11 protein-coding genes are annotated in these 13736 nt (G+C 70.0%); 2 read left to right on the top strand and 9 right to left on the bottom strand.

Annotated features, from left to right (window positions below; all coding sequences use genetic code 11):
* Positions 1 to 3 precede the first annotated feature (3 nt).
* The 7 genes from VJN29_RS12175 to VJN29_RS12145 all read right to left on the bottom strand — a co-directional run bounded on the left by VJN29_RS12175 (position 4) and on the right by VJN29_RS12145 (position 11030).
* Positions 4 to 762 (bottom strand): ABC transporter ATP-binding protein, encoded by a 759-nt coding sequence (locus tag VJN29_RS12175; RefSeq protein ID WP_324143897.1) that lies wholly within the window; start codon positions 760 to 762, stop codon positions 4 to 6.
* Positions 759 to 1982, bottom strand: coding sequence for a substrate-binding domain-containing protein (locus VJN29_RS12170; RefSeq protein WP_324143896.1), 1224 nt, complete (start codon positions 1980 to 1982; stop codon positions 759 to 761). Before VJN29_RS12170 ends, VJN29_RS12175 begins: the two co-directional genes overlap by 4 nt.
* Positions 1983 to 2214: 232 nt before the next feature.
* Entirely contained in the window at positions 2215 to 4089 is a 1875-nt protein-coding gene (gene dxs / locus VJN29_RS12165) for a 1-deoxy-D-xylulose-5-phosphate synthase (protein WP_324143895.1), read from the bottom strand.
* 217 nt (positions 4090 to 4306) lie between these two features.
* Positions 4307 to 4675 carry a hypothetical protein gene (locus VJN29_RS12160; RefSeq protein ID WP_324143894.1) on the bottom strand — a complete coding sequence of 123 codons (369 nt, stop codon included), beginning with the start codon at positions 4673 to 4675 and terminating at the stop codon, positions 4307 to 4309.
* 119 nt (positions 4676 to 4794) lie between these two features.
* The gene (locus VJN29_RS12155) at positions 4795 to 7614 is read right to left on the bottom strand and encodes an aconitate hydratase (RefSeq protein WP_324143893.1); all 2820 of its coding nucleotides are present in this window, start codon (positions 7612 to 7614) and stop codon (positions 4795 to 4797) included.
* A 198-nt stretch (positions 7615 to 7812) separates the two neighbouring features.
* Positions 7813 to 9069, bottom strand: coding sequence for a class I SAM-dependent RNA methyltransferase (locus tag VJN29_RS12150; protein WP_414654350.1), 1257 nt, complete (start codon positions 9067 to 9069; stop codon positions 7813 to 7815).
* The gene (locus tag VJN29_RS12145; protein WP_324143947.1) at positions 9066 to 11030 is read right to left on the bottom strand and encodes an APC family permease; all 1965 of its coding nucleotides are present in this window, start codon (positions 11028 to 11030) and stop codon (positions 9066 to 9068) included. Before VJN29_RS12145 ends, VJN29_RS12150 begins: the two co-directional genes overlap by 4 nt.
* A gap of 126 nt (positions 11031 to 11156) precedes the next feature.
* On the opposite strand from VJN29_RS12145, the gene VJN29_RS12140 reads away from it, so the two are divergent.
* Together VJN29_RS12140 and VJN29_RS12135 are read left to right on the top strand one after the other, a co-directional pair.
* Complete coding sequence (locus VJN29_RS12140) at positions 11157 to 11819, top strand: TrkA family potassium uptake protein (RefSeq protein ID WP_324143891.1); 663 nt, start codon at positions 11157 to 11159, stop codon at positions 11817 to 11819.
* 76 nt (positions 11820 to 11895) lie between these two features.
* Positions 11896 to 12585: a TrkA family potassium uptake protein gene (locus VJN29_RS12135; protein WP_324143890.1), complete on the top strand. Its 690-nt coding sequence runs from the start codon at positions 11896 to 11898 to the stop codon at positions 12583 to 12585.
* A 3-nt stretch (positions 12586 to 12588) separates the two neighbouring features.
* Here the strand turns inward: VJN29_RS12135 and VJN29_RS12130 are convergent, their stop codons facing one another.
* Together VJN29_RS12130 and VJN29_RS12125 are read right to left on the bottom strand one after the other, a co-directional pair.
* A complete protein-coding gene (locus VJN29_RS12130; protein WP_324143889.1) occupies positions 12589 to 13332 on the bottom strand; it encodes a DUF3159 domain-containing protein in 744 nt (247 codons plus the stop codon).
* Complete coding sequence (locus tag VJN29_RS12125) at positions 13325 to 13720, bottom strand: OB-fold nucleic acid binding domain-containing protein (protein ID WP_324143888.1); 396 nt, start codon at positions 13718 to 13720, stop codon at positions 13325 to 13327. Before VJN29_RS12125 ends, VJN29_RS12130 begins: the two co-directional genes overlap by 8 nt.
* Positions 13721 to 13736: the final 16 nt, after the last annotated feature.

Below are 13736 nucleotides of genomic sequence, written 5' to 3'. Positions count from 1 at the left end.
CAGTCACAGGGCTTCTCCAAGGTAGGCCTGTTGCACGCGTTCGTCGTTGGTCACTTCCCGCGGTGAACCGGAGGCGAGCAGCTGTCCATGGTGGAGCACCGCCACGCGGTCCGCGAGCCCGAGGACGACGTGCATGTGGTGCTCCACCATGGCGACGGCCACCCCCGAGTCGCGGACCTCGCCGATGATCTCGCTGAGTCCGTCCACGTCCTCGGCGGACACACCGGCCATGGGCTCGTCGAGGAGCAGGACCTTCGGGTCCGAGGCCAGCGCCATGGCGAGCTCCAGCTTCCTGCGGTCACCGTGCGAGAGGTCCCGCGCCTGGGTCGTCGCCTTACCCGGCATCCGGACCCGCTCCAGGAGGGTGTCCACATCCTGCCCCGCTGTCCCGTCCCGTCCCGGCCGTGCCACCCGGAACGGCGAGAACGGGGCGGAACCACTCGCCTGGACCGCCAGATGGACGTTCTCGCCGGCGGTCAGCCCGTCGAAGAGCGCCGAGGTCTGGAACGACCGCGACAACCCCAGCCGAGCCCGACGCGTCGCGGACCGCTTCGTGACGTCATCGCCGCCCAGGCGGACCGACCCGGTCGTCGGGCGGGTGACTCCACTGAGGATGTTGACCAGCGAGGACTTGCCCGCCCCGTTGGGGCCGATGATGCCGAGCAGCTCACCGGCCCCGACGTCGAGGGAGACGTCATCGAGGATCTGGGCGCCACCGATCTTCCAACCGATGGCCTCCCCGCTGATGACCGGCGCCGTCACTTGAACGGCGTGACCGGGGGGGCGACGGCCGCGGAGTCCAGGGTCTCGCCGAGAACGGGCGTGACGTTGGTGCCCTCCTCCTTGAGCGTGGCCGTGAACATCGGCTGCAGGACCGCGTGGTCCTCCGCACGGATCTCGAGCTGGCCCTTCGGCCCCTCGAACTTCCAGCCCTCCAGGGCGGACACCATGGCGTCGACGTCCGAGTCGCTCGCCTCGACGGCGTGCACGATCATCTGGGCCGCGACGAAGCCGTCGTTGGTGAACAGGTCGACCGTGGCGCCCTGCTCCTTCATGCCCTCGTCGAGTGCCTTGTAGGCGGCGTTGTCGGCTGCCCCGTCGAAGAAGTGGGACAGGAAGTTGATCTGCGACGACGCCTTGCCGAAGATCGCGTGGGTCGGCTTGATGTCGAGCCCCGTCACGACCTTGGTCGACTCGAAGACGCCCTGCTGCTCCAGCGTCGTCCACATCGCAGCCGCGTTCGTGCCGGCCCATGCGACGAAGAGCAGGTCCGGAGCCGCACCCTTGATCTTCGTGGCGAACGGCGTCACGTCGGTGGCCGCGGCGGGGACCTCGACCGAGTCGACCGTCGCGCCCTTGCCACCGAGCACGGCGGTGACGGCGGCGATGTTGGCCTTGCCGAAGGCGCTGTCCTGCGCCAGGACGGTGACCTTCTTGCCCGCCACGTCGCCGAGCATGGAGCCGGCCGTGGCGACGTCCTGGAAGGTCTGTCGACCCGACCGGAAGGTGTACTTGTTCACACCGGTCACGGCGTCGACGGCCGCCGGCCCGGAGACGAAGAGGATCTTGTTGTCCGCGGCGAGCGGCGCGACCTGCAGGGCGACACCCGACGAGGTCGAGCCGGCGATGATCTTGTGGCCCTGGCCGATGAGGTCGGTCGCGGAGGCGACGGCCTTCGCCGGGTCACCGGCGTCGTCCTGCTCCGTGATCTCGATCTTGTGGCCGTTGACCGCGCCCGTGCCCTTGGTCGCGTAGTCGAGACCGGCCGCAAAGCCCTGGCGGTACTGCTCGCCGTAGGTCGCGAGCGGACCGGACTTCGAGTAGACGAGGCCGACCTTGACCGGGGCCCCTGACGCCGCGTCGCCTGCCCCCGCCGTGCCCTGGTCAGCCGGGGCGCCGGGCTCACCGGGTGTGCCACAGGCCGCCACCGACATGCTGAGCAGTGCTCCTGCCAGCACGACACTCCAACGCTTGGACACCATCGTCCTCCACCTCTGGCGGGTGCTCGCTTCCCTGGTCGTCGCGAGATCGTTTGTCACCCAGCCGTTCCCGGCGAAAGTAGTTGAGCGCGCCATCCGGCTTCGTGGGCTCACCCACCACAAAGGTCCAGATCGCATGTGTCCAGTCGACACGGGAGCCAGCGCCGGCGGTGAGGTACGGACGCACGCGAGCGAGCCCAGCGGCATACGCCGAAAATGGCATCCGACCCGATGGTCAGCGCTGGGTGAGCCGGGGCGCGAGGCCGGCCACGACCGTGTCGGCCGTCAGGCCGAGCTCCTCGAGGAGCTGGGGGCGCGACGCGTGTGCGAGGAAGCGCTTCGGGATGCCGAACGTGTGGACCGGCACGTCGACTCCCGCTTCGCGCAACGCGAACGTGACGGCAGAGCCGATGCCCCCGCTGGCGAGGTTGTCCTCGAGCACCGCAACCGCACCGGCGGACCGGGCCAGCTCGACGAGGGCCGGACTGACCGGAAGCACCCAGCGCGGGTCCACGACACGCGCGCTGTGGCCCTGCGCCGCGAGCTTCTCCCCCACCTCGACCGACATCCCGGCGAACGCCCCCACCCCGACGACGAGGAGCTCGACCTCGCCGTCCCCGGTCTCGTGCAGGACGTCGATGCCGTCCACGGATCGCACGGCCGCCAACGGCTCGGCCACGTCGCCCTTGGGGAACCGCAGCACGGTCGGTGCGTCGGACACGTCGAGCGCCTCGCGCAGCTGCAGCTTGACCTGCTCGCCGTCACGGGGCGCGGCGAGGCGCAGGCCGGGCACGATCGAGGTCAGGGTCATGTCCCACATCCCGTTGTGGGAGGGTCCGTCGCTGCCGGTGACGCCGGCGCGGTCGAGGATGAACGTCACACCCGCCCGGTGGAGCGCGCAGTCCATGAGCACCTGGTCGAAGGCCCGGTTGAGGAAGGTCGCGTAGACCGCGACGACCGGGTGCAGCCCCGCGAAGGCCAGTCCCGAGGCCATGGTCACGGCGTGCTGCTCGGCGATGCCGACGTCGAAGACGCGGTCGGGGTGGGCGGCGGCAAACCCGTCGAGCCCCACCGGGATGAGCATCGCCGCGGTGATCGCCACGACGTCGGGCCGCTCGGCCCCGATCCGGACCATCTCCTCGTTGAACTCGTCAGTCCAGATCCGCCCGGACACCTCGAAGGGGAGCCCGGTCTCGGGGTTGACCTTCCCGATGCCGTGCATGTGGTCGGCGTCGTCGTCGAGGGCGGGCTGGTAGCCACGGCCCTTCTGGGTGATGACGTGGACGATGACCGGCCCGCCGAACTCCTTGGCCTGCCGCAGGGCCTTCTCGAGGGCCAGCTCGTCGTGCCCGTCGACCGGACCGTAGTACTTGAGCCCGAGGTCCTCGAACATCCCCTGCGGAGCGACGATGTCCTTGATCCCCTTCTTGACGCCGTGGAGCGTCTCGAACATCGCACCACCGACAACGGGCGTGCGCACGAGGGAGCGCTTGCCCCAGTCGAGGAACCGCTCGTAGCCCTGGGTCGTGCGCAGCGTCGCCAGGTGCTCGGCGAGCCCGCCGATGGTCGGGGCGTAGGAGCGCTCGTTGTCGTTGACGACGATGACGACCGGCAGGTCCCTGTCGACCGCGATGTTGTTGATCGCCTCCCAGGCCATCCCACCGGTGAGGGCGCCGTCACCGATGACGGCGACCGTGTGACGACCGCTCTCGCCGCGCAGTCGGCGACCCTTGGCGATGCCGTCGGCCCAGGACAGGGCGGTGGACGCGTGGGAGTTCTCGACGACGTCGTGCTCGGACTCGGCCCGGTTCGGGTACCCGGACAGGCCGCCCTGCTTCTTGAGCCTGCTGAAGTCGTGCCGACCGGTCAGCAGCTTGTGCACGTAGGACTGGTGGCCCGTGTCGAAGACGAACGTGTCCCGGGGCGAGTCGAAGACGCGGTGCAGCGCGATGGTGAGCTCCACGACGCCGAGGTTGGGGCCGAGGTGCCCACCGGTCTTGCACACCTCCGTGACGAGGAAGGTGCGGATCTCCTCGGCGAGCGCCGGCAGGTCGGCTGCCGGTAGCGCCTTCAGGTCCGCTGGGCTCTCGATCTGGTCGAGCAGGCTCACGCTGGCCAGGTCCTCTCGTTGGGATGGGTCGATCGAGTCTAAGCCGTGACCGGCCGGCGCCCGAAAGCCGTGGTCCCGCCCGCACGGTTTCCGCACCGGGTACACACGAGGCGCACACGAGGCCCACATGAGGCACACACGAGCATGCCGTATGCCGCTGAGCTCCTCACGCACGTCGCTGCGGTCCGTGCCCTCCCGCACCTCGTGAGCGAGCGGCTCAGAGGCGAGGTGCGAAGACCTTGCCCTGGAGGGCCTCGTGGAGCAGGCGTGCTGACCGCGATGCGGCGAGCAGCCGGATGCCCTCGGCCTCGATCTGGACCAGGATCTCGTCGAGCGCCTCCGCCGGCACATGCGGGCCGATGGCGACCCGAGCCTCTCGCCAGGCGTCGCGCATCGCGGCGACCTGGCCCTCGAGGTGGCGTCCGGCGAGCCAGGCGAGCGCGACCGGGTGCTTGCGCCAGCCCGTGTAGGACCGGTAGTCGGGCGGGCACTGGTCGAGCAGCCACAGCACGGCCCGGTCCTCCCACCCGGGCGTGTGGGCCGGGGGCACCCCTTCGGGCCAGCCGGGCGGAGTGTGTGCTGCCATGCGGTCATTGTGCACGCCTGGGGTTGGCGGCAGGGTCACCCCACCGGGCCGGAAAGGGCGAGGGCCCCGCGTGCCGCACTCGGCGGCATCCGGGGCCCTCGTCCTCGACTGGTGGGGACTCAGCTGGCGACGAGCGAGCGGAGGACGTACTGCAGGATGCCGCCGTTTCGGTAGTAGTCCGCCTCACCGGGCGTGTCGATGCGAACGACCGCGTCGAACTCCAACGCCTCGCCGTCCTCGGCGGTCGCCACGACGTGGACCGTCCGGGGGGTGCGGCCCTCGTTCAGCTCGGTGATGCCGGAGATCGAGAACGTCTCGGTGCCGGTCAGTCCGAGCGACTCGGCGTTCTCGCCCTGCGGGAACTGGAGCGGGATCACGCCCATGCCGATGAGGTTGCTGCGGTGGATCCGCTCGTAGCTCTCGGCGATGACTGCCGTGACGCCGAGCAGGCTGGTGCCCTTGGCCGCCCAGTCGCGCGACGACCCGGAGCCGTACTCCTTGCCGGCGAGGATCACGAGCGGGACTCCGGCAGCCTGGTAGGCCTGCGACGCGTCGTAGATCGTCGTCTGCTCGCCACCCTGGGTGAAGTCGCGGGTGAAGCCGCCCTCGACCCCGTCGAGGAGCAGGTTCTTGAGGCGGATGTTGGCGAACGTACCGCGGATCATGACCTCGTGGTTGCCACGGCGGGAGCCGTAGGAGTTGAAGTCCTTGCGCTCGATGCCGTGCTCCTGGAGGTACCTGCCCGCCGGGCTGTCGGCCTTGATCGACCCGGCCGGGCTGATGTGGTCCGTGGTGACGGAGTCACCGAGCTTGGCCAGCACCCGCGCACCCTCGATGTCGGCGACGGGGGCCGGCTCGGCGGTCATGCCGTCGAAGTACGGCGGCTTGCGCACATAGGTCGACTCGCCGCTCCAGGCGAACGTGTCGCCCTCCGGCGTCGGGAGCGAGCGCCAGCGATCGTCCCCTGCGAAGACGTCCGCGTAGTCCTCGGTGAACATCTCCTTGCTGATCGACTCGGCGATGGTCCGCTCGACGTCCTCGGGAGCCGGCCAGATGTCCCTGAGGTAGACGTCGTTGCCGTCCCCGTCCTGGCCAAGGGGTTCGGCCTCGAAGTCGAAGTCCATCGTGCCGGCCAGCGCGTAGGCGATGACAAGCGGTGGGCTCGCGAGGTAGTTCATCTTGACGTCCGGGTTGATCCGACCCTCGAAGTTGCGGTTGCCGGAGAGGACCGACGTGACGGCGAGGTCGCTGTCATTGACCGCCTGGGAGACCTCCTCGATGATCGGACCGGAGTTGCCGATGCACGTGGTGCAGCCGTAGCCGACGAGGTGGAAGCCGAGCTTCTCGAGGTAGGGCCACATGCCCGCCTTGTCGTAGTAGCCACTGACCACCTTGGAGCCCGGCGCCATCGAGGTCTTGACCCACGGGGCGACCGTGAGCTCCTTCTCGACCGCGTTCTTGGCCAGCATCGCGGCGGCCATCATGACCGAGGGGTTGGACGTGTTGGTGCAGCTCGTGATCGAGGCGATCGCGACGTGGCCGTGGTCGATCGTCTGCTCGGCACCGTCGAGGGTGACGGTGGTCGGGTGGCTCGCCCGGGCCAGTCCGGCCGGAGCGGCCGGCGAGTGGACGGGGCGGCCGGCGGTCTGGGACTCCTCGCGTGCGTCGTGTGAGGGCGAGTCGGACGCGGGGAAGGTGCCGATCAGCTCCTGGTCGACGCTGCTCTTCTCGATGCTGTTGCCGTTGACGACGTAGTTCTTCAAGTCGTTGCGGAACTGTTCCTTGGAGCGGCTCAGCTCGATGCGGTCCTGCGGGCGCTTCGGCCCGGCGATGGAGGGGACCACCGTGGAGAGGTCGAGCTCGATGTACTCGGAGTAGCGGGCCTCCGTGCCCGGCTCGAGCCACATGCCCTGCTCCTTGGCGTATGCCTCGACGAGCGCCACCTGCTCGTCGGAGCGGCCCGTCAGGCGCAGGTAGTCGAGCGTGACCTGGTCGATCGGGAAGATCGCGCAGGTGGACCCGAACTCCGGGCTCATGTTGCCGATGGTCGCCCGGTTGGCGAGCGGGACCTGGGCCACGCCCTCGCCGTAGAACTCGACGAACTTGCCGACGACCCCGTGGTCGCGCAACATCTCGGTGATGGTCAGCACGACGTCGGTGGCGGTCGCGCCGGGCGGGATCGACCCCGTGAGCCTGAAGCCGACGACCCGCGGGATGAGCATCGACACCGGCTGGCCGAGCATGGCCGCCTCGGCCTCGATGCCGCCGACGCCCCAGCCGAGGACGCCGAGGCCGTTGACCATCGTCGTGTGCGAGTCGGTGCCGACGCACGTGTCGGGGTAGGCGACCCGAGCACCATCCGCCTCCCGGGTCATGACGACGCGCGCCAGGTGCTCGATGTTGACCTGGTGGACGATGCCGGTGCCGGGCGGGACGACCTTGAAGTCGTCGAACGCGGTCTGGCCCCAGCGGAGGAACTGGTAGCGCTCGTGGTTGCGCTGGTACTCGATCTCGACGTTCCGCTCGAAGGCGTCGGGGCGGCCGAAGACGTCGATGATCACCGAGTGGTCGATGACCAGCTCGGCGGGTGCGAGGGGGTTGACCTTGGCGGGGTCACCGCCGAGATCCGCGACGGCCTCGCGCATCGTCGCCAGGTCGACGACGCACGGCACGCCGGTGAAGTCCTGCATGATGACGCGGGCGGGAGTGAACTGGATCTCCGTGTCGGGCTCGGCGTCGGCGTCCCAGCTGCCCAGGGCACGGATGTGGTCAGCCGTGATGTTCGCCCCGTCCTCGGTCCGCAGCAGGTTCTCGAGGAGGACCTTGAGGCTGTACGGGAGGGTTTCGTGACCCTCGACCTGGGCGAGGCGGTAGATCTCGTACGACTGGCCGCCTACCTCGAGGGTCCCCTTGGCCTTGAAGCTGTCAATACTGCCCACAGCGGGCTCCTTCCAGCAACTGAAGTTGGATGTCGCGATCGACCATTTATCTTGATATCAAGATATCTAACCACACGCCCCCACCATTGTCAGCCCGGGTCGCCCACGCGACCAAGGGAGGGGCAGGCGTATGCCGCTGGGCTCGCTCCCCCCATACCCATCCCACCCAGCCCGGCAGGCCGCAAGCCCGGCCGATCCTCAGCGAGCGGGTTCGAGCACCGCGATGCACTCGACGTGATGGGTCATCGGGAAGGCATCCCAGGCCTCCAGGTGCGTGAGCCGGAACCCGTGGTCCACGGCCGCCTTGACGTCCCGTGCCAGGGCGGCCGGATCACACGCGACATAGACGACACGTCGGGGACGCAGGGCGGCCACGTGCCCGATGACACCTGGACCCGCGCCCGTCCGGGGTGGGTCCAGCACCACGAGGTCCGCCGTGATCCCTTGCGAGACGAGGGAGCCCAGCTCATGATCCACGCGACCGGTCCGCCACTCGACGTTGTCCTGCCCGTCGGTGTTGAGCAGGCCGTTGGAGACGGCGAGCGCCTCGCCCTCCACCGCGAGGACGAAACCACCGGGTGACACGAGCTCGCCGAGGCGCATGGTGAACAGGCCCGAGCCGGCGTAGAGGTCGAGGACGCGCTCGCCGGTCGTCGGCTCGAGGAGCGCGACGACCCGGGACAGGAACGTTGTTGCGGCGCCGGGGTGGACCTGCCAGAAGCCCCTCGCGGACACGACGTACTCGCCCTCCCACGGCCCGTCGGTGACGCGCTCGCCCACGAGACCGCCGCCCTCGGCCGCTCCGCGCGGGATCGGCAGCGCGACGAGGACCGGCTCGTCGGGATGGGCTGCATCGATGACGTCGACGGCGGTGCAGCCCTGCCAGTCGGTGTCCAGCACGCCGGAGCCCACGACCGCCTCGGTCGCGATGAGGCAGTCGTCGACCGGGACGATCCGGGCCGAGCGGTGACCGTGGAGCCCGGCCCGGCCCGCACGGTTGACGGCGAACTCCACGCGCGTGCGCCAGCGCAGCCCGTCGCGGTCGCCCGGGACGGGACGGACCTCGACCTCGAGCTCGGTGCCGGCGAGTCGGGCGAACTGCTCGCGCACGACGGCCGCCTTGAGCTCGCGTTGGTGGGCGAGCGAGGCGTGCTGGAAGTCGCACCCGCCGCACACGCGTTCTGCGGCGTAGTGGCAGGGTGCCGGGACCCGGTGCGTCGAGGCCCGCAGCACCTCGACGGCGTCCGCGCGGACGAACCGGTCACCGACGCGGCCCTCGGTCACCCGGGCCACGACGCGCTCCCCCGGAAGGGCGTGCCGGACGAACACCACCTGCCCCTCGTGTCGTGCGACGCAGTGACCACCGTGGGCAACGGCGCCCACGTCGAGCGTCCACTCCACCCCGACGAGGCTGGGGCGACCGGGGGGTCGCTCCCGCGGCGTGCGAGGGCTCACCCGCTGCCGCCCCGGACCGAGCCGGGAATGGGCGGCTCGTCGAACCAGTCGCGCTCGGCGCCCTCCGAGGAGGCGAGCTGCCACGGCACGCTGACCACCATGACGCCCGACGTGAACAGCAGCCGCGCCTTGAGGCGCAGCGCGCTGTGGTTGTGGAGGACCTGCTCCCACCACCGGCCGAGGACGTACTCCGGCAGGTAGACCGTGACGAGGTCCCGCGGGTTGCCGGTCCGGATCGAGCGCACGTAGTCGAGGATCGGTCTCGTGATCGACCGGTAGGGCGAGGCCAGCACCTTGAGGGTCACCGGGATCTGCCGCCTCTCCCACTCCTTCACGAGGGCGTGGGTCTCCTCCGGATCGACATCGACGGTGACCGCCTCGAGGACCGACGGCCGGCTCGCTCGCGCATAGGACAGCGCGCGCATGGTCGGCTTGTGGACCTTCGAGATGCACACGATGGCGTGGACGTGGCTGGGCAGCAGGGGCTTCTCGGACTCCCAGTCGATGGCGAGCTCTTGGCTGACCCGCTCGTAGTGCTTCCTGATGCCCAGCATGAGTGCGAACAGCACGGCCATCGCGAGGATGGCGTAGCGAGCGCCGGCCTGGAACTTCGTGATGAGCACGACGAGCAGGACCAGTGCGCACATCACGGCGCCGAGCCCGTTGACGACCCGCGAGCGCTGCATCCGGCGACGCGCGGCTTCGTCCCGCTCGAGGCGCAGGTGACGGGTCCAGTGCCGCACCATGCCGGTCTGGCTCGTCGTGAAGGACACGAAGACGCCGACGATGTAGAGCTGCAGGAGCGCGTTGACGTTGGCCCGGAAGACCACGACCAGGAACATCGCCGCAGCGGCGAGGATGAGGATCCCGTTGGAGAAGGCGAGCCGGTCGCCCCGGGTGTGCAGCTGGCGGGGCAGGTAGCCGTCCCTGGCGAGGATCGAGCCCAGCACCGGGAAGCCGTTGAACGCGGTGTTCGCGGCGAGGAAGAGGATCAGGCCGGTGACGACCGAGACGAAGACGACGCCGAGGTCGAAGTCGGCGAAGACCGCCTCCGACAGCTGCCCGATCGCGGTGTGCTGGACGTAGTCCTCTCCCACCGGCCTGCCGTCACGCACCAGCTGCGTGGCCGGATCGTCGGCGATCTTGACCCCGGTCCACTGGCTCAGCGTCACGATCGAGGCGAGCATCGTCACGGACAGGACCCCCATGAGCAGCAGGGTCGTGGCGGCGTTGCGGCTCTTCGGCTTCCGGAAGGCGGGCACCCCGTTGGAGATCGCCTCGACGCCAGTGAGGGCGGCGCACCCGGAGGAGAAGGCCCGGAGCAGGAGGAACGCGGCCGCGAGGCCCGTGACCGCGTCGGTCCCCGCTTCCGGCAGGAGGGTCAGGTCGGCGCTCTCAGACGGCGAGAGCGTGCCGGTGAAGTGCTGGACGAAGCCGTAGGCGCCCATGCCGAGGATGGCGACCATGAACAGGTAGGTCGGCACCGCGAACGCCGTTCCCGACTCGCGAACGCCACGCAGGTTCAGCGCGGTGATCAGGGCAATCACGCCGACTGCGAGCGCCACCTCGTTGCCGCGCACGAAGGGCAGCACCGTCCCGGCGTTCTGGATCCCGGACGAGACCGATACCGCCACGGTGAGGACGTAGTCGACGAGCAGCGCGCTGGCCACCGTGAGTCCGGCCCTGGGCCCGAGGTTGACGTTGGCGATCTCGTAGTCGCCGCCACCGGACGGGTAGGCGTGGACGTTCTGCCGGTAGGACGCGACGACGACCACCATGACGAGGATGACCGCGAGCGTCACCTGCCAGCTGTGCGTCATCGCGAAGGCGCCGCCGGCGAGGCCGAGCATGAGCATGATCTCGTCGGGCGCGTAGGCGACTGACGACAGGGCGTCGCTCGCGAAGACCGGGAGCGCGATGCGCTTGGGCAGCAGCGTCTCGCCGAGCCTGTCGCTGCGCATGGCGCGACCGATGATGACGCGCTTCCAGAGCGAACCAGTTCCCGGCACGGAGGACACTGTATGCCGCTGCGGTGGCGACCGTCCGCACGCACGCCGGGGCCCGTGGCGGGGTGTAGCGTCGCGATCGTGCACTTCGTCATCATGGGTTGCGGCCGAGTCGGCTCGACCTTGGCTCGTATGCTCGGCTCACACGGCCACGACGTCGCCATCATCGACCAGGACGCATCAGCCTTCCGGCGGCTCGGCACCTCGTTCGAGGGGCAGACGGTCACGGGCATCGGCTTCGACCGGGACACCCTCGTCGCTGCGGGCATCAAGGGTGCCTACGCGTTCGCCGCCGTGAGCAGCGGCGACAACTCGAACATCCTCGCGGCGCGCGTCGCGCGTGAGACGTTCGGCGTCGAGCACGTCGCCGCCCGCATCTACGACCCCCAGCGGGCCGCGGTCTACCAGCGCCTCGGGATCCCGACCGTGGCCACCGTGAAATGGACAGCGGACCAGATGATCCAGCGTCTGCTGCCCTCGGGCGCCATGCCGGAGCTGACGGACCCGAGCGGCCAGGTCGTCATCGCCGAGGTCCCCCTGGCCGAGGAGTGGATCGGTCGGTCCCTGACCGATGTCGAGGCCAGGACCGGCGCGCGGGTCGCCTACATCACCCGTCTGGGCCAAGGCGCGCTGCCCCGGCCCGACACCATGGTCCAGCAGGGCGACCTCGTCCACCTGGCGCTCAGGCGAGACGAGCTGGCGCGTGTCGAGCGCATCTGCGACCAGCCACCCGTGCTCCATTGACCATCGTCCGCGCGCCCTCGTCCTCGCGGACGTAGGTTGGTGCAGGGCTCGGCTTCCGTTGAGGAGAGATCATCACATGCGCGTCGTCATCGCAGGAGCAGGCAGCGTGGGGCGCTCGATCGCCCGCGAGCTGCTCGCCAACGGCCACCAGGTGCTGCTCATCGACAAGGATGCCGACGACGTCCAGGCGTCCCGCGTACCGGAGGCGTCGTGGCTCCTGGCCGACGCCTGCGAGCTCAGTGCCCTGGAGGAGGCTCGCCTCGAGGAGTCCGACGTCGTCGTGGCCGCCACCGGGGACGACAAGGCGAACCTCGTCCTGTCCTTGCTGGCCAAGACGGAGTTCGGCGTCCCCCGCACCGTCGCGCGAGTCAACAATCCGAAGAACGAGTGGATGTTCGACGAGTCCTGGGGCGTCGACGTCGCTGTGTCGACTCCGCGGCTCATGACCGCTCTGATCGAGGAGGCCGTCAGCATCGGGGACCTGGTCCGGATCTTCGAGTTCCAGCAGGGCCGGGCCTCGATGGTCGAGATCACCCTGCCGGACGGCAGCCCGTTCGCGGGCCGACGCGTCGGGGACATCGCCTGGCCCACGGACACGGTCCTCGTCGCGATCATCCGTGACGAGCGGCCAATCGCCCCGACCCGGGACGACGCGATGGAGGTCGGGGACGAGCTGCTCTTCATCACGACCGCCGAGCAGGAGCCGCATCTGCAGCAGCTCGTCGCCCCGCGCTCCCGCCTCAACGACGTCGGGGTCGACCGCTGAGCGTCAGTCCTCGCCGGCGGACTCCGGCGCCATGGTGCCGGAGCGCCTGGGGTCGATCGGCGTGTGCCCGCGCAGCAGGATGGCACCCATGACCGTGATCGCGACGAGGTAGGCCGGCCACCCGAGGACGACCTTGGCCACGCCGAGAGCCGCCACCTGCTCGGCGAGATAGAGCGGCACCATGACCGCGAGTCGGAGCACGTTGAGCGCGATGAGGACCCACGCGAGACGCATCGCCACCGTGATGATCCCCGGGTGCTTGTGCCACCACGCCGGATCCTCCGCGAAGGCCTCCGGCTCGGCCACCGCGACGACGAAGCCGAACAGCGGCCACCGGGCCAGGTTGGTGGCGAGGAGGAGGACGAGCAGGCCGGCGTTCTGCAGCATGCCGGGCAGGAACGCGTCCTCCGCCTGCCCGGACCGGAGGGCGAAGAAGGCGGAGATCCCGACGCCGACCGCGGCGTAGGCGATGAACCGTGGATCCTGTCGCTGCAGGATCCGGAGCGCGAGCGGGACCAGGACCATGGCGCCGGCCGCGAGCAGCGACACCTTCAGGTCCTGGGTGAACGACCAGGTCAGGGCGAAGGCGAGGGTCGGGATGGCGGACTCGACGGCCCCTCGCCATCCGCCGATCGCTTCCGACAGCTTGACCCGGAGCAGCTCCTCGACGGTCGGGTACCGGCGGAGGTCCGCCTCGGACCGTGCCACGGCGCCGCCGACGGGAGCGCCGTCAACGTGCTCAGCCAAGGGTCTCCCCCACTCTCCCGATGACCTCATAGGCCGGGTTGAAGATGGTGACGGTACGTCGCTGGAGGGTAACCCGTCCGGTCGCCCGGAGGTGGATGCCCGGCGCGATCCCCGGGATGCTGCGCCGGCCCAACCACACCAGGTGCAGGGCGTCGGCGCCGTCCCACAGCTCGACGTCCAGTGCCGGCACGTCGGCCCGAGGGCGCAGGGACATGGTCCGCACCTCGCCGACGACGGTCACCCGTGCTCTCGGCCGCGCCTCCCGGATCGGGACGACGTGCCCCCCGGCGGCGTCCCGATCCGAGTGGACGGGCCCGCCGGCCTCGGAATGGTCGCGGCGTAGCCGCTCCGCGAAGCGGCGGAGGCGACGTCCGGTGTCAGGCGTCATCGAGGTCTGCGCGGCG

Source organism: Intrasporangium sp. (genome assembly GCF_035280925.1).
Classification (GTDB): Bacteria; Actinomycetota; Actinomycetes; order Actinomycetales; family Dermatophilaceae; genus Intrasporangium.
This window is presented reverse-complemented; position numbering and strand designations above follow the sequence as displayed.